Below are 17836 nucleotides of genomic sequence, written 5' to 3'. Positions count from 1 at the left end.
TCGAAGCAAGAGTGCGTTTTGAGGAGATAAAAAGAAAAGGTGTGTTGGCTGTCTGTTTTAGCAAGGAAGAAAGACAACAGAAGAGCACTCACTTATTTGGTTTAAAATAAAAAATTGGTACGAAGTGAACGTTCTCTTCTATGTGTCGTTAGTAGAGGAAGGATGAAAGAAATGAGAAAGAATGGTCCAATGGTAAACCGTTGGCTCTACGGGTTGATGTGTTTGTTACTTGTTCTAAATTATGGCACACCACTCATGGCTTTGGCGGAAGATGTTAACAGCGATGGCCAGTTAACGTTAGGAGAAGTGAAGCAAACCAGCCAGCAAGAAATGACCTTAGCGCTTCAAGGAAAAGCACAACCAGCAACACAAGAGGTTGTAGTGCATTATAGTGCCAATGTGTCACTCAAAGCTGCACATTGGGCAGCGCCCAATAATACGCGCAAGATTCAAGTGGATGACCAGAAGAAACAGATTCAAATTGAATTGAATCAGCAAGCGTTAGCAGATACGTTAGTCTTAACGTTGAACCCTACAGCTACAGAAGATGTGACGTTTTCTTATGGACAACAACAACGAGCGTTGACGTTAAATACCGGTACTGATCCGACAGAATCAACGACAATCACGAGTTCGCCAGTCACATCAGCGAATGAAGGTTCAACAGAAGAAGCATCTACAAACTCCTCTGTTCCTCGTTCGTCCGAAGAAACTGTCACCAGCACGACAAAAGCGATAGAAAGTAAAACAACCGAGTCTACGACTGTCAAACCGCGCGTAGCAGGACCAACAAATATCAGTAACTATTTTACAGGCGATGAAACAACGATTATCGATAATTTTGAGGATCCGATTTATTTAAATCCTGATGGCACACCAGCAACACCGCCGTACAAAGAAGATGTGACCATTCATTGGAACTTTAACTGGTCGATTCCAGAAGATGTGCGGAAACAAATGAAAGCAGGCGATTACTTCGAGTTTCAATTACCTGGCAATTTGAAACCTAATAAACCAGGTTCAGGTGATTTAGTTGATGCAGAAGGCAATGTCTATGGAACCTACACAATTAGTGAAGATGGTACGGTTCGTTTTACCTTTAATGAGCGAATTACATCTGAAAGTGACATTCACGGGGACTTTTCTTTAGATACTCATTTGAATGATTCAGATGGGCGGGGCCCAGGAGATTGGGTGATTGATATTCCTACACAAGAAGATTTGCCGCCTGTAGTGATTCCGATTGTCCCAGATACCGAACAACAAATTGATAAACAAGGCCATTTTGATCGAACGCCCAATCCTAGTGCGATTACTTGGACGGTAGATATCAATCAAGCGATGAAAGATCAAACAAATCCAACTGTGACGGAAACATGGCCAACAGGGAATACCTTTAAGTCAGTGAAAGTCTATGAGTTAGTGATGAATCTTGATGGAACAATTAAAGAAGTGGGGCGCGAACTTAGCCCAGATGAATATACCGTCGATAAAAATGGCAATGTGACGATTAAAGGTGACACCAATAAAGCGTATCGTCTTGAGTACCAAACGACGATTGACGAGGCGGTTATTCCAGATGGCGGCGGCGATGTGCCTTTTAAAAATCACGCGACGTTAACAAGTGATAATAATCCAAATGGGTTAGATGCTGAAGCAACTGTGACGGCAACCTATGGCAAAATGTTAGATAAGCGCAATATAGATTATGACGAAGCCAATCAAGAATTCACTTGGGAAATTAACTACAACTATGGTGAACAAACCATTCCAAAAGACCAAGCAGTCATTACAGACACAATGGGCGATAATTTAACGTTTGAACCAGATTCTTTACATTTATATTCAGTGACGTTTGATGACAAAGGAAATGAAGTCGTTGGAGCAGAACTTGTGGAAGGAAAAGATTACAAAGTGGTAATCAACGGAGACGGTTCCTTTGCAATTGACTTTTTACATGATGTGACTGGTGCAGTCAAGATTGATTATAAAACCAAAGTTGATGGAATTGTCGAAGGCGATGTTGCCGTGAATAATCGTGTGGATGTTGGCACTGGTCAGCATTCAGAAGGTGATGGCACAGCCAGTCAACAAAATATTATTAAAAACACTGGTGCAGTGGATTATCAAAATTCAACGATTGGTTGGACGTTAGCTGTGAATCAAAATAATTATTTGATGGAAAATGCCGTGATTACGGATACGTACGAACCAGTTCCTGGCTTAACTATGGTACCCAATTCGTTGGTTGTCAAAGATACAACCACTGGTGCTCAGTTGACGTTAGGCAAGGATTTCATGGTAGAAATAACTCGTAATGCAGATGGTGAAACAGGCTTTAAGTTAAGTTTCATGGGGGCGTATGCCAAAACAAGTGATGCTTTCCACATAACCTATACTACCTTTTTCGATGTTACCGAGTTAGACGCTAATGATCCCGCGTTGGACCATTATCGAAATACCGCTGCCATTGATTGGACGGATGAAGCGGGAAACAATCATCATTCAGAAGATAGTAAACCGTTTAAACCTTTACCTGCTTTTGATTTAAATGCGCAAAAAAGCGGTGTTTACAATGCCGTCACCAAAGAAATCACTTGGACGATTGCGGTTAATTTAAGTAATAATCGTTTAGTTGACGCCTTTTTAACGGATCCAATTTTAGCCAATCAAACCTATTTGGCTGGGAGTTTGAAGGTCTATGAAGGCAATACGAAGCCAGATGGTTCGGTTGAAAAAGTGAAACCAACGCAACCGTTGACGGATATCACAATGGAAGAACCAAGCGAGAAAAACCAAAATACTTGGCGTGTTGATTTTCCTAATGATAGTCGTACGTATGTGATTGAATTTAAGACGTCTGTTGATGAAAAAGTTATCGAAGGTTCGGCTAGCTATGACAACACCGCATCTTATACAAACCAAGGTTCTTCACGTGATGTGACAGGAAAAGTTTCCATTCAACATGGTGGCGAATCAGTGAAAAAGGGTGGGGAATACCACAAAGATGATCCAGACCATGTGTACTGGCATGTAATGATTAATGGCGCCCAATCGGTTTTAGACGATGTGGTTATTACTGATACACCCTCACCAAACCAAGTATTAGATCCCAAGTCATTAGTGATTTACGGTACCAACGTAACAGAAGACGGAACGATTACCCCAGATAAATCTGTTGTTTTAGAAGAAGGAAAAGATTACACATTGGAAATTACCACCGATAATGAAACAGGACAACAAAAAATTGTCGTTAAAATGGCTCATATTGAAGCACCTTATTATATGGAATATCGTAGTTTAGTGACTTCTTCAGCGGCGGGGAGTACAGACACGGTATCCAACCAAGTGTCAATTACTGGAAATGGTTCAGAAGTCGTTCATGGGGATGACAATGGCGATGTGGTCGTTGACATTGATCACAGTGGCGGGCATGCCACAGGGACCAAAGGCAAAATTCAGCTGAAGAAAACAGCCATGGATGGGACGACTATTTTAGCAGGCGCTCATTTCCAAATTTGGGACCAAGCTAAAACACAAGTCCTACGTGAAGGTACAGTAGACGCCACTGGGATTATCACATTTGGTGGGTTGCCGCAAGGGCAATACATTTTGGTGGAGACAAAAGCACCAGAAGGTTATACAGTTTCGGACGAACTAGCTAAAGGCCAAACCATCACCATCAATGAAGAAACTTCAGCAGATGATGCACAGCCAACCATTATTAAAAACGATGTCAGTAAAGTAATTTTAGAAAAAACAGATGAGAAGGGCAAAAAATTAGTCAATGCACGCTTTAAATTAGAGCATGCCGTAACCACGCCGTTTACTCATTGGGAAGAAGTTCCCCTTGCGCCGGATCGAACCAACGCGAATGGCCAGTTAGAGGTGGATAGTTTAAAACCAGGGCTTTATCAGTTCACAGAAATCGAAGCACCGACAGGCTATCTTTTAGACACGACACCCAAACGATTCATTGTGACACAAAATACGAGCGGGCAAATTCGTGATGTTCATGTCAAAATGCTTAATTACCAAGGTTCTGCTGAACTAATTAAAAAAGACCAAGCAGGCAATCCATTAGCAGGTGCTGAATTTTCAGTCCTTGATGCCACAGGACAAGCGGTTCGAGAACACGTAGTTTCGGATGCAAACGGAAAAGTCACAGTGACGGATTTAGCCCCAGGCAAATATCAATTTGTGGAAACCAAAGCGCCAGCAGGGTACCTTTTAAACACTGAACCAAGTGCTTTCACGATTGCAGCAAGCGATCGGGGCAAACCAGCAACAGTTATAGCAACGGCTAACTTTGTTAACTATCAAGGCGCAGCTAAATTAATCAAAAAAGATGTGAATGGACACTTATTAAGTGGTGCGACATTTAAAGTGCTTGATGCGAAGGGACAAACGATTCAAACAGGCTTGACGACAAATAATCAAGGGGAAATTGTTGCAGAGCACTTAGCCCCAGGAAAATATCGCTTTGTAGAAACCAAAGCGCCAACAGGCTATTTATTAAATACCACGCCAGTCCCATTTGAAATTGCTGAGAAAAATGCTGGTAAACCAGCGGTCGTTGTTGCTAGTGACAACTTTGTTAATTACAAAGGGGCTTTCCAAATCGTGAAAACGAATAGCGCAGACCAACCATTAGCAGGTGCTGTTTTTGAATTATATGATCACAATAAACAATCATTAGGGATTACAGCAACGAGTGGCAAAGATGGCAAAATTATCTTTAGAGACTTGGCGCCAGGTACCTATTATTACAAAGAAATCAAAGCACCAAAATTACCAGATGGCGCAGATTATATTATTTATCCTGAATTAGTAAAAGTAGAAATTCGTGGTGATTTCAAAGGTGATCCGGAGATCTTCCAATTAGGAGCCTTCGCCAATTTCAAAGGACGCGCCGTCTTTAAGAAAATTGATGCCAATGCGAATCCACTTCCAGGAACAATTTTTAAATTGTATCGAATCGAAAACGGGGAAAAAATCTTTGAAAGAGAAGTAACTGCTGAAAAAGATGGTTCATTGGCTATGGACGATTTAGGCGCTGGTAGCTATGAATTAGATGAACTGGATGCAACGGATGGCTATATCGTCAATAAACAACCCATTTATTTTGTAGTGAAGAAGAATTCAAATGATAAACAACCACTAGATGAGTTAGCGTTTGTAAATTATCAAGCGGAAGTAACGGGACGTAAAGTCAATGAGCAAGGTCAAACCTTAGCGGGTGCAGTTTTTGCAATTTACAATGCCGATGAGCAGAATCAGCCACAAGGTTCACCGATAACATTCTTGAATCGTGCAGGAGAAAAAGTTTCTGAAATAACAACGGATAAGACTGGCGAAATTTACGCTAAAGGGCTGAATGAAGGGCATTACGTTTTAGTGGAAACGAAAGCACCAACAGGCTATCTGTTAGACACAACGCCACATCCATTTGATGTAACCGCCCAACTAGGAAAAGGGCAGCCAATTGCTTTAGGCGATCTTATCAATTATCAAGGAACTGCTCAATTAACCAAAGAAAACGAAACAGGTGAAGCATTGGCAGGTGCGGTGTTTAAGGTCATTGATGAAACAGGGCAAACCGTAGCTGGACAAACCAATCTGGTGTCCGACAAGCAAGGCAAAGTCATTGCGAAAAACTTAGCACCGGGAACGTATCGTTTTGTGGAGACACAAGCGCCAACTGGCTATCTTCTTAATGAAACGCCAAGCGCAAGCTTTACGATTGCCAAAGACAACCAAGGCAAACCAGCCACTGTGGTACTTAAAGCCCCTTTTATTAATTACCAAGGTGCTGCCAAGCTGGTGAAAATTGATCAGCAAAAGAATGCCTTAGCAGGTGCTGAATTTAAAGTGACAGATGTAGAGACAGGGCAAACTGTCGCTCGTTCATTACGTTCTGACAACCAAGGGTTAGTTCAAGTGAACCACTTACAACCAGGGAAATATACCTTTGTGGAAACAAAAGCACCGGATGGTTACCAACTGTCTAAGCAAGCAGTCGCATTCACTATTGCGGCAACAGCGAAAGACAAACCTGAACTCGTGGATGCGGGCACGTTTGTTAACGAGAAACAACCTGTATCCAAAAAAACAAAACCAAATCAGCCAACAACGAAACATGCAGCTAGAGAGACAGGTTGGCTTGGTTTACCGAAAACCAACACACAAGTCAATTACTTCTTTGTCTTTATCGGCCTCCTGTTGGTCGGTTTGGCAAGTTGGCTCTTCTATAAAAAGAGCAAGAAATAAGCAAAAGCTATAAAAAAACAGGCCATCCGTCCTTTCGACGGATGGCCTGTTTTTTCATCTTAAGCTAATCAACTGAACAAAAGTAGCTCCTTCTTATTGACATTCTCAGGTATCCCTTCATCTCAGTTTAGCCTTTGAACAGAACTTACTGGATTCTTGGAGATAACCGCTTGTGCCTCAGCCGTTGTTTTTCGATGCTATCTTTAGGTATTTTGGCTAAAATATTGTACACTTTACATGTGCAAGAAATTTAGTTAGAGATATGAGGATAGAATGATGAAAAAGATGATGGTTTTATACAACGAAACTTCAGGAAGTAGTGAAAGTAAAGAGATTGCAGAACGCTTTAAAAAAGCTGCAGAAGCGAAAGGGGAAGCGGTTATTTTGCAACCTTCCAATCCAGACATTGATCCTGAAGAAATGCGGAAAAATGCCAAGGAAAATCAAGTGGGTGTCTTGGTCGTCATTGGTGGTGACGGGACCATTCATCATGCCGTTCAAAATTTTAAAGACACCATTCGTGACTATCAAATAGGGATTATTCCAGGTGGAACAGTCAATAATTTTGCACGTGTGTTAAGTATTCCTTTGAAAGAAGAAGACGCCTTTGAGACCATTTTGGCAGGACAGACCACGCCAGTTGATTTTGGGATGGTAAATCAAGATGTGATGATTTCGACCTTAACGATTGGACTATTAGCAGATACAGCAGCAAATGTGACCCAACAGGAGAAACAAAAATATGGTCCTTTAGCCTTTACAAAGCAATTTTTCCGCTTATTAATGAAAAAGAAAAAATACAAACTAAAAATTGATGGCGATGAAAGACGTTGGCATGGCAAAGCCCAATTATTAACGATGACCATGACGAATTCTGCTGGCGGCTTTACCAATTTCGATGCCAATGCCACGCCAGATGACGGCGAAGTGCACATTATCATTTTACCTAAGTTAGTTTTTTACAAGTTTGTCTATTATTTACCTAAAATTATCAGAGGACAATTAAATGAAATTCCTGGTGTCGTGTATTTCTCTGGGAGTCAATTTAAAATTAGTGGCGAAAAAGACAAGAAAGTCCAAACACGAACAGATGGCGACCCTACTGATGATTTACCGATTAAAGTAACGGTGGAAGCTGGGGGACTCAACGTGTTTGTTCCTGAAACGTCCACATCTACGAAAGAATAAAAGAAACAACTGTTATTTTTTTCGTGGAATAGATTTCTCATTTTGTGTACAATAGAACAGAAGAGAGGCAGTTGAGTGAACAGTGAAATGGGATGAATATGTTGATATATTCGATACAGATGTCGTTTCTAAAATTATTATTTTAAGAAACTTGCCAATTAATGAAGGCTGGATTGACATCAATGAGTTAGCAGAAGAATTACAATTAAACAAAAAATCAGTCAAAAAATACGTAGAACTTCTAAAAGATGACATTACGTATTATGCTGTGGATAATGATGCTTCTTTGGCTTTTGAAAAGGGGCATGGCTATCGCTTGAACTTGGCGTCTAGCCAAGCGTTCCAGAAACTTTATACAGCAATTTTTCGGGATAGTTTAACTTATCAAGTAATGGAAGATTTATTCTGGGGTCGATTTAATGGAATTGTGCCAGCGACAGCAAAATATCATACCAGTGATGCCACGATTCGGCGCTTGCTTAAAGGGTTTACAGAAATTTTAGCGCCATTGGGGTTAGTGATTAATAAAAGCACCTGGAAAATTGAAGGCAATGAAGCGTATTTGCGCCATTTTGCTTACACTATTTTTATGGACTTAATCCGTGATACTTGGCCTTTTGACTATATACAAGAAACGGAAGTCGCACAAACCGTCCAAAAAATGATGGCTTTTTTCAACGTAGAAGTTGCGGAAACGGTGATACGCCGAGTTAAATATATGGTCGCTATCTCAAAAGTCCGTAGTGCGCAAGGTGCCGAATATCGACCTTCAGCCGAGCAAGAAACTTATTTAGAAGGTAATAAACATTACCAAGCTTTTATAGAAGAGATGACAGCTACAACCCTTTTCCTTAATAAAAACGACTTGACCTTTGTGTACTTTTTCTTGTTGGCCAATGACCAATTTTATCAAGACGAAGCCACTGCACAAGCTATTTTAGCGCATTTTGATGAGTCTGAAGCGCCTGTTTACATGTTGACTCATTTAGTCCAACATTTCTTATTAGAAGAAATACACATGACGCCGCAATTGGAGAAAATTCGTCCGCAAATTTTTTATTATTTGTTTGCTACACATTTATTTGCCGAACTTTACTATGTCCAAAATGTGAAAATGTACAATGTCTTTTGGAATAAAATCAAAGAAAAATATCCGGTTCTTTTAGCAGAGTTAATTCAAGGTTTAAATCAACTTTACGAACAAACAGGCAATGAATTATTTACAAATAAAGAATTTTTGGCTTTGCGTTATTCTAGTGTTTTGGCGCTTTCCAATGATTTAATTCATCGCGAACAAAAAATTGTTTTAGGGTTAAAATCAGGCTTGCCAGTACTGGAAGAAGAACGGGTGAAACTTTCGATTGAAAATAATTTTCGTCGGTTTTATGCATTGGAAGTTTTACGATACAGTGAAGCAAGCAAAGAAGAATGGCAAAATATTGATTTACTATTAGTGACTTCTTTGGCAGATGTGGAAACGGGCCATCCAGAGATCTTTTTACTTTCAAGTGAGTTAACGTTTGAGCAATATAATCGTTTGAACCAAAAAATAGTAAAAATTAACGAGAAAAGAACCACGTCACTTTAATAAAAAATAGGCTATTTTGATGCACATATCTGATAAATTGTAAAAAAATTTTTCTAAAAAGTAAAAAAAGACAAGAAGAAAACGTCAATAAGTAGGTGTTGATTACCTACTTATTGACGTTTTCTCGTTGTTTTTTAATAAATACTGCGTCAATTCTTCTGAAAATTATGTCAAAAAGGTACTTTTTTTGCTTTTTTTATCGTAAATAATAGATGATTAGCTATTGATAGCAAAGGAACTACTACTTTTTTTAACAGTCAGTTAAAAAATATTGAGGTTTCTCACAAGAATTTTTCTATATAATAGAAAGAGCAAGGGAAGGAAGGCGGGATAAGATGAAAAAACGGATGGAACAAATTGAAGAAATCTTAAGTTGTGAAGAAAATAGTGCAGGCATCCGATTAAAGGAATTGGTTGAAGCTTTAGAATTGGAAGTCACAAATCAAAACTTGTTAAAGGTAACAAGTATCTTACATATGAATCCAAAATTCAAAAAAATTTATGCATACGAAGACAGTCGTGTTATTACGCTGTATCAACTTTTACAAAATAAGCCGTTGGAAGTAACGGAATGAAAAGAGGGAAACACATGAAGAAAACAATGCTCATTCTTCTATTTGGTTTATTGACAGTGGTTGGTCTGCCAATGGTGACCGAAGCGGTTGAACCAGTTAACGCAACAGATACAACGATTTTTGGTGCGCAAGCGATGGTGCCTAATAGCACAGAGGATCAAACAGAGAAGTTACAGACGTTGCTGAGTCAGACAGCAAAGGAAGGACGGGCATTATTTTTACCACAGGGAAGTTATGCTCTGTCAAAAGATATTGCGATTTCTTCAAATTATCAATTAATTGGCGATACAACAGGAGCCACTATTTTACATAATGCTACAGGTGCGCCGATTCAGCTAACAGACACAACGTACGGGACGAAAACCAATGTACGACTTCAAAATATTGCTTTTGACGGCATCAATGTGACCTTAAAATTGACGAATCAATTAACGCTAGCAAACAATATCTTTTATAATCCATTAAAAGGATTCGTGGTCAATTTAAATGCAGATATTGGCGTTAAAATTTCAGGTAATATTTTCATGCGAGACACGGCACATATGCAATCGGGAGGTGATTTTAACCGAGCGATTTACATTGGTGGTTATTCAACGCCAAGTCGCTTCCAGTATATGTCAGATGTAGACATCGTGGACAATCTATTTGGGTTAAAAGTGACAGAATTAGATGCGATTAAAAGTACCAGTCGTTCAGACTTAGCAGCGACTATTACACGTTTACAAACAGCCATTGAAGCCGGTGCTATTTCAGTACCTAATGAACAAAATTATCTATCCACCGGGGTTAATTCTTTTAATATGCTGAAGGATGTAACTGTCCAACATAATTTTTTCTATTCACCCTATGATAATGAAAACTTGAATGGTCTAGTGGGAGATCATGCAATTTATTTCCGTGGCGCCCAAAACATCACGGTAGTAGGGAATCATTTACGCGGACTACAAAATGGTCCAGCTGGCGGATTTAAGTTTAAATCAGGCCGTAATATTACGATTATGAATAATTATTTGCGAAATACAGGTCTCATTATGTATGGAACACCAGAGATCGGTTTGGCAGAAACGCAAGCAGAGGGGGCTATTTCAGAACTCTCTAACTGGTTAGTGGCTAATAACATTTTTGATTGGAAGTATTGGGACAATCAATATGCAATTGGGATGGAATACAATCGACATACAGGAAATAACAATGTGTTCAATGGCGTATTTATCAACAATCAGTTTGTTAACTACCATAATATTCCGCAAAACCGACGTCGGGAATTGTTAATCGCTAGTGGCGGTGGGTTCCGACCAGAAACGAGTTTTGTGAAAGACAATACTCGAGATGATGGCCTTAAAAACGGCCAATTATTGGTAGAAAATTGGACAGAGGCGGACTATCGCTTAATGCCAGCAACATGGGAATCATTAATTTCACCAACGCTTTATGAGCAATATAAAAATACGCCAATTCCGGTTAGAAATACTTTAGCAACCCCTGTGGCTACAACGATTGTGCAAGGACAATCGATCGATCCGCAGCAACTGGTTGCTAATACAAATGACGCGGATGAAGCAGTCCCAACTGCTAAAATCGTCAATCCAGAGGTCTTAAATGAAATCGGCCAACAAAAAGTGACTGTTCAATTAACTTATGAAACAGGTTCATTGGTAACAGTGAACGTACCGGTGACGGTAGAGGCCCCGGCAAAAAAGCTTGATTTGTCCCAACTACAAACCGTTTATGCTTCGATTGGTGAAGCAAACCAATATACGGTCTACTCTTGGCAGTTATTCACTGCCATTGGGCCTAAAACGATTGTTCCTTCCTATTATCAGCAGGCGACACAATTGTTAGCAGAAGGTCAGGAGAGTGGGGACAAAACCCAAGAACAAGTGGATCAGTTAACAGCTAATTTGCAATCTGCAATGAAAGTATTAGTCAAAAAAGCCGATATCACGCTAGAGCGTGCAGAAGCAGAAACTGAACTGGCAATCGTCCATAAATTAGACGAATCTGTATATACCACAGACTCTTGGCAAGCCATGCAAGAAGCCTTAATAGATACAACAACTGGCGAAGAAAGTCCTAAACAGTTAAAAAAATTGCTTGCTTGGTCAGATGAAGAATTATTGGAGCCAACACTTGGTGACTTTAAAACACCTTCAGATGCACAAAAGCGTATTAATCAATTAACACAAACCATAAAAACGGCGTTACTTCTGTTAGTTGAAAAATCAACAGAGACAACTAGTAACACAAGCGAAAGCAGCACCTCAAGCACAACCAGCGAAACCAACAGTACAAGTGAGAGTAGCACCCAAAGCACCGTAAACGAAAGCAGCCAAAACAAAGGCCAGAATTCTGTCATTTACGCGGTAGAGTCTAATCAAGATCCTAATGCCGCTCAAAGTAATTCAAAGCCCTCTGCCAAGGCTAGTCAAACAAAGGAATCAGTAGCAGAAAACCAAGCAACTAAACAGATACAGACGAATCAAGAATCGTCAGGAACAGTCAAAAAAGCGGATAATACGACCAAAATTGCCAAGAAAAAATTCCCCAAAACAGGGGAACAATCTTCAGCAGTTGGGAGCTTCCTAGGCCTGAGCTTTTTATCGTTAGCCATAGCAACCTATTGTTTTAAAGTGAAAAGATAACTCTTTAAAAACGGATAAGTAAACATCCTGAAACAAGAAATGGGACTTGTTTCAGGATGTTTTTATATAAAATTAAAAGAACTACAGTTTTTAGTGAAAAAATACACAAAAGTACTTGAATTTCTGTGATATAAGGGTAAAGTAAAGGAGGACAAAAAACAAAGGAAGTGAAATGTTTGTATACACCAGATGAAATTTTAAGTATCAGTATTGAAAATGGTCAGAAAAAAATTCAAAAGCCTTTGGTAGCAAAACTCATTTTAGGATTTATCGGCGGGGCTATGATTTCCCTCGGCTATTTGGCTTATGTGCGTGTTTCCGCCTCTATTCCAGCAGATTTAGCCAGTGTTCAAGCTTTAGTGGGAGCTGCGGTTTTCCCAATTGGTCTAATTGTTATTTTAATGGCTGGTGGTGAGTTAATCACAGGAAACATGATGGCGGTGAGTACGGCTTGGTTTGCTAAAAAGGTTTCTTTCAGAGAATTGCTCGTGAACTGGGTCACAATTACATTGGCAAATATGGTTGGCGCCCTATTTGTTGCCTATTTTTTTGGCCATTATTTAGGTTTAACCAGTAGCGGCGCCTATTTAAATCAGGTTCTTTCTCTTGCAGAACATAAAGTTGCAGCAACTTGGCTTCAAGCAATTATTTCAGGTATTGGCTGTAACTGGTTCGTAGGGCTGGCCTTATGGCTTTGTTATGGTGCGAAAGATGCAGCGGGGAAACTATTAGGCATCTGGTTTCCAGTAATGATTTTTGTTGCAATTGGCTTTCAGCATAGTGTGGCGAATGCATTCATCATTCCAGCCGCAATTTTCGAAGGCGGCGTTCAGTGGGGGGATTTTTTCCGTAATTTTGTTTTTGTTTATTTAGGTAATATCATTGGTGGCGCTATTTTTGTTTCTGGCTTTTACTATTTAAGCTATCGCAAACATTAAATCCATTTAGCAGATAAAAACCTATACAAAGGCTAAATGCCTTTGTGCAGGTTTTTTCTTTTTAAACAAAAAGGAAAACGGTTGAAAAATTATTGCTAGATTTTTAAAACAATGTTACATTAATGTTACAAAAAGATTTCTGGAGGTAACGAAAAATGAAAAAAATTGCTTTGTTCAGTATGTTAACGTTCAGTGTATTGTCTTTAAGTTTAGCAGGATGTGGAAACAAAAAAACAGCAAGCACAAATGATTCTAAGCCAAAGCAAGAAACAAAGAAAGCCACGCAGAAATCCTCTAGCCAACAAGAAATGAAAAGTAGTCATTCGTCTGTCACGGGTCAAAATTCTAATGTGACAGGGGAAAATCCGTCAGAAAATGCCACGCAGCCTTCTGCAGGAACTGATGAAACGAATGAAGTCCCTCAAAACCAAGCACCTGATACAAACATTACAATTACCAATGTTGTTTTCAATCCTGAAAGAAATGAAATTAAGGGTACTACATTACCTAATGCAACCATTACAGCAACGGTAGTCGGTGATGCTTCTGCACAAGCAGGTGTTTTTTATGCGGATGCCAATGGCAATTTTACAGTAATTAGTCCCAGAGCGGGAGCGACTACTCAATTAATCGCAACCGTTGATCAACAGAATAGTGCACCTGTCCAAATTGACATTCCAAGTTCAGGACAAGAAGCAGCGCTTTCTTTTAGCAATATTACGATTGATCCGAAACAAGGGACAATTTCTGGTAAAACAGCACCGAATGCAACTATTTTAGTGTCACGTGCAGATGATGCGCGGGTGATTTTAGCAAGTTTTACTGCGGATGCCCAAGGGAATTTCACAGCCAGTAATTTAGTTCCTGGCACAAAAAATCGCTTAGATGTTACGTTAAATGGAGAAATAGGGACACCTTACTTGTTTGATTTACCAAATTAAAATAGAAGAGAAGTGATCAAAGCCACCAACGCTAGTTAGCGTTGGTGGCTTTGATGGTTTAAGCTTCTTCTTTTTTATGATTGCGGATATGTAAATAGATGGTATTTTTTGAAATACCTAATCGATCGGCAATCTTTATGACAGAATCTTTGAGATTAAAAATTCCTTGATCATATAAACGAATAACAATTTCTTTATTTTGATTCAAATGTGATACATTTGGATCGCTTTCTACTGCTTGTTTTACTTTTGTCAGTGAAGTAGTGATTAATTCGTCAATATTGTCAGAAAAATGTTCAGAATTTTTAAGCTCTTGGGACATATCATTTTGTTGTCCTGAAGGTAATAAGTCTTGCAAGTAATCAATTAATGGCATTTCTAAATGCATATTGATACAGATCAATCCAATAATACGATCATTTTCACCGATAACTGGAATGGTGGAAGATTTTAAAATAACCCCTTTTTGATTTTTATTGTAGTAGGGTTTCACAGCGTAATCATGTTCCGACTCTACTTGACTTAACATTTTTAACGCCATATCAGTAATGGGGGCACCTTCCTTGCGGTTACTGAAATGGCCATTGATGACTTTGATAGCTGAACTTTCCAAATTTTCTAAACTATGAAGAATGACTTCATGGGTACTACCAAAGAAGTTCCCTAATCCATCAAGCATTAAGGCATGTGAATGTAAGATTTGTTTATCTACTTCACTTAAACGTAAATATGACTCCAAGTGATATCCTCCCCTACACTGAAATTAATTTTAGTGTAATACTTTTTTAATGGAAAAGCAATAAGATTCTTTACGTTAAAAAAATACATTGACTAAACTTTTGTTTAGTCGTATACTCTGAATGTGGAATGAAATTTTTATTACTCATTGTACTTTAGTTCATCGGAATGCTCGCTCATTCTTTCACTTGTTGAGCAATAAAAATTTTATTCAGGAGTACCATCCGTTATAAAAAAATATAGTTGGAGGCAAAAAAATGAAAACGTTATCAGGAATCTTGATGTTAGTCTTAGTTTTATGTGGCATGTCCCTATTCTCTTTTAAAGCACCGCGAGGGAAAAAATCTTTAAGTGCTTTGTCTGGTGCAGCTTGTGCCACCTTTCTACCAGAGGCATTTTTGCGGTATGCAGTAGGCGGCGTTTTTCATTTAGATTATGTGTCGCAAATTGGTGAAACTATGGGTAGTCTAGGTGGTTTAGCAGCTGGAGCTCTTGTGCCGCTGGCTTTCGGGATTAGTCCAGTTTTTTCAATTATTTTAGGTCTGTCATTGATTAAAGTCAGCTTGTTACCAGCCTTTATTACCGCGTATCTTTTATCTTTTGTTGTTGAGCAGATGCAAAAACGTATTCCAGAAGGGATTGACTTATTAGTCGTTATTTTAGTCATTCCAGTCGCTGCTTCGTTAGTTGCTGGTTTTATTCAACCCGTTGTATTAGGTGTCCTAGAAGTTATTGGGGGCACGATTTTAAGTGCAGTAGATGGCAATCCATATGTGATGGGCGCAATTTTAGGTGCTATTATCCCGATTGTTGGTATGACACCGTTAAGTTCAATGGTTTTAACTGCCTTGATTGGTTTGACTGGTGTACCAATGGCTGTCGGTGCGTTGACTTGTTACGGCAGTTCCATTGTCAATGCGGCGCTATTTAAAAAGTTAAAACTAGGCACAGCTTCAACCCCATTAGCTGTGGCAATTGAGCCATTAACACAAGTCGATATCATCAGCTCAAATCCAATACCTATTTACGCAACAAATTTATTTTCAGGAATGGTTAGTGGTATTGTAGTGACTTTCTTTGGCTTAAAAGTACCTGTGACAGGAATGGCAACGCCGTGGGCTGGTTTACTTGTGACATTAGGTAACAATGCCATTCAAACGACTTTACTAGCAGTAGCGATTATCACAGTGGTCAGTCTGATGTTTGGATTTTTAGGTGCGCTGGTCTTTAAACGTTACAGAATTGAAGCGGTGGATAATACACCAGAATTTGAAGGAACGACGGAAGTAACCAGTGAAAAAGAAGCAGTAAAAACCAAAGGAGGAGTTACGTATGAACACAGCTATGGCCATCAATAAACCTAAAAAAGTGAACAAAGTAATGAACTACAAAAGTTGTTTTGACATTATTGGTCCTATTATGATTGGTCCTTCTAGTTCGCATACAGCTGGGGCCTTAGCAATTGGCTTAGCGGCAAGAAAGTTATTCGGCGGAACGCCAGAAAAAATTGTGATTAAATACTATGAATCTTTTGCAGACACGCATAAAGGACATGGGACTGATTTTGCAATTATTGGCGGAATTCTTGGACTAGCAGCAGATGATGCCAACGTAACACAATCCATTGAACTTGCGGAAGAACAAGGAATCGAGATTCAATTTTTAGAAATGAGTGAAGAAAGTCCAGTGAAGCATGCTAATACAGCATGTGTGACACTCAGTGATGCAGCGCACGAAATTCATTTAACAGGAATTTCTGTAGGTGGCGGCACTATCGAGGTGAAATACATTGAATTAGATGGTTTCAATGTTCAACTACATGGTCCTTTACCTATTTTGTTAGTCATTAATCAAGACGAGCAGGCGATGCAAGCTTTTAAAGATACGTTACAAAAAAATAATATTCAAGTGAATGCGGTGTCTCGTTATGTGGAAGGGAATCAAATTTTATTCATCTTTGACTTAGATTCGGCACCAATTTCCTCGGTGAAAGAACAATTGTTTTCACTAGATGACACATCGAAAATAATCTTATTATGATAGGAGTTTGACATATGTACCTTTCGATTGAAGAATTTATCGATAAAGCTGAAAAAACAGGAAAAAAAATCTCTGATTTGATGATTGAGCAAGAAATGGAGCGTAGCCAAAAAAGCTATGAAGAAATTTGGACACAGATGGGTCAAAATTTGGATGTCATGGATGCTGCTGTCAAACGCTCGCAAGAAGGAGCAGGCGTTTTTTCTCCTACTGGGTTAACGGGCGGTGATGCGGCTCGTTTAAAAAAATACCGCGCAGCTGGCAAAACGTTATCAGGTGATTTAATGATGTCTGCAGTTCAAGCCGCACTAGGTACTAATGAAGTCAATGCAGCAATGGGCGTTGTTTGCGCAACGCCAACCGCTGGTGCAAGTGGCACCTTACCAGGGGTTTTAACAGCGATTAAAAATACCTTGAATTTAACGCGTGATCAACAAATTCGTTTCTTATTTACCAGTTCTTTATTTGGGATGGTCACAGCCAACAATGCGATGATTGCTGGTGCTGTTGGTGGATGTCAAGCCGAAGTAGGCAGTGCTTCAGCGATGGCCGCCGCTGCAGCTGTTGAAGCGGCTGGCGGAACACCACGCCAATCTTCTGAAGCTTTTGCTATGGCTTTAGGGAATTTATTAGGTTTAGTTTGTGACCCAGTGGCTGGGTTAGTCGAAATTCCTTGTGTCAAACGAAATACAGTAGGTGCAGGCAATGCGTTAATCGCTGCAGATATGGCTTTAGCTGGAATTGTAAATAAAATACCAGCAGATGAAGTGGTGGAAGCCATGAATAAAGTCGGCCGTCAATTACCACGAGAATTGAGAGAAACGGGTTTAGGTGGCTTAGCTGGCACAGCGACTGGCCAACGAATGAAGAATGAAATTTTTGAAAAAGTAAAATTCACCATTGTTTAAAATTTAAT

11 protein-coding genes are annotated in these 17836 nt (G+C 39.4%); 10 read left to right on the top strand and 1 reads right to left on the bottom strand.

Annotated elements, in window-relative coordinates:
• The first annotated feature begins 171 nt into the window (after positions 1 to 171).
• The 7 genes from fss1 to AB3I34_RS09630 all read left to right on the top strand — a co-directional run bounded on the left by fss1 (position 172) and on the right by AB3I34_RS09630 (position 14142).
• Positions 172 to 6270, top strand: a complete 6099-nt coding sequence (gene fss1 / locus AB3I34_RS09660) for a fibrinogen-binding MSCRAMM adhesin Fss1 (protein ID WP_010826296.1) — start codon at positions 172 to 174, stop codon at positions 6268 to 6270.
• A 273-nt stretch (positions 6271 to 6543) separates the two neighbouring features.
• A complete protein-coding gene (locus AB3I34_RS09655) occupies positions 6544 to 7458 on the top strand; it encodes a diacylglycerol kinase family protein (protein ID WP_002407569.1) in 915 nt (304 codons plus the stop codon).
• 82 nt (positions 7459 to 7540) lie between these two features.
• The gene (locus tag AB3I34_RS09650) at positions 7541 to 9046 is read left to right on the top strand and encodes a helix-turn-helix domain-containing protein (RefSeq protein WP_002376347.1); all 1506 of its coding nucleotides are present in this window, start codon (positions 7541 to 7543) and stop codon (positions 9044 to 9046) included.
• Between the two features lie 335 nt (positions 9047 to 9381).
• A complete protein-coding gene (locus AB3I34_RS09645; RefSeq protein WP_010711887.1) occupies positions 9382 to 9621 on the top strand; it encodes a hypothetical protein in 240 nt (79 codons plus the stop codon).
• Entirely contained in the window at positions 9618 to 12263 is a 2646-nt protein-coding gene (locus AB3I34_RS09640; RefSeq protein WP_368027844.1) for a glycosyl hydrolase family 28-related protein, read from the top strand. The genes AB3I34_RS09645 and AB3I34_RS09640 overlap by 4 nt, the downstream gene beginning before the upstream one ends.
• A gap of 176 nt (positions 12264 to 12439) precedes the next feature.
• Positions 12440 to 13201, top strand: a complete 762-nt coding sequence (locus AB3I34_RS09635) for a formate/nitrite transporter family protein (protein ID WP_010707950.1) — start codon at positions 12440 to 12442, stop codon at positions 13199 to 13201.
• Between the two features lie 155 nt (positions 13202 to 13356).
• A complete protein-coding gene (locus tag AB3I34_RS09630) occupies positions 13357 to 14142 on the top strand; it encodes a lipoprotein (protein ID WP_010711889.1) in 786 nt (261 codons plus the stop codon).
• A 58-nt stretch (positions 14143 to 14200) separates the two neighbouring features.
• On the opposite strand, the gene AB3I34_RS09625 is transcribed toward AB3I34_RS09630, so the two are convergent.
• The gene (locus AB3I34_RS09625) at positions 14201 to 14821 is read right to left on the bottom strand and encodes a transcriptional regulator (RefSeq protein ID WP_002383467.1); all 621 of its coding nucleotides are present in this window, start codon (positions 14819 to 14821) and stop codon (positions 14201 to 14203) included.
• Between the two features lie 316 nt (positions 14822 to 15137).
• Here AB3I34_RS09625 and AB3I34_RS09620 point away from each other — a divergent pair, with 316 nt between their 5' ends.
• From AB3I34_RS09620 to sdaAA, 3 genes are read left to right on the top strand one after another with little or no spacing between them, the layout of a single operon-like run.
• Positions 15138 to 16238 carry a PTS sugar transporter subunit IIC gene (locus AB3I34_RS09620; protein ID WP_002386389.1) on the top strand — a complete coding sequence of 367 codons (1101 nt, stop codon included), beginning with the start codon at positions 15138 to 15140 and terminating at the stop codon, positions 16236 to 16238.
• The gene (sdaAB, locus tag AB3I34_RS09615; protein WP_025189275.1) at positions 16225 to 16920 is read left to right on the top strand and encodes an L-serine ammonia-lyase, iron-sulfur-dependent subunit beta; all 696 of its coding nucleotides are present in this window, start codon (positions 16225 to 16227) and stop codon (positions 16918 to 16920) included. Before AB3I34_RS09620 ends, sdaAB begins: the two co-directional genes overlap by 14 nt.
• 14 nt (positions 16921 to 16934) lie before the next feature.
• Complete coding sequence (gene sdaAA, locus AB3I34_RS09610) at positions 16935 to 17828, top strand: L-serine ammonia-lyase, iron-sulfur-dependent, subunit alpha (RefSeq protein ID WP_002356122.1); 894 nt, start codon at positions 16935 to 16937, stop codon at positions 17826 to 17828.
• Positions 17829 to 17836: the final 8 nt, after the last annotated feature.

Source organism: Enterococcus sp. C102(2024) (assembly GCF_040888205.1).
Taxonomy (GTDB): domain Bacteria; phylum Bacillota; class Bacilli; order Lactobacillales; family Enterococcaceae; genus Enterococcus; species Enterococcus faecalis.
This window is presented reverse-complemented; position numbering and strand designations above follow the sequence as displayed.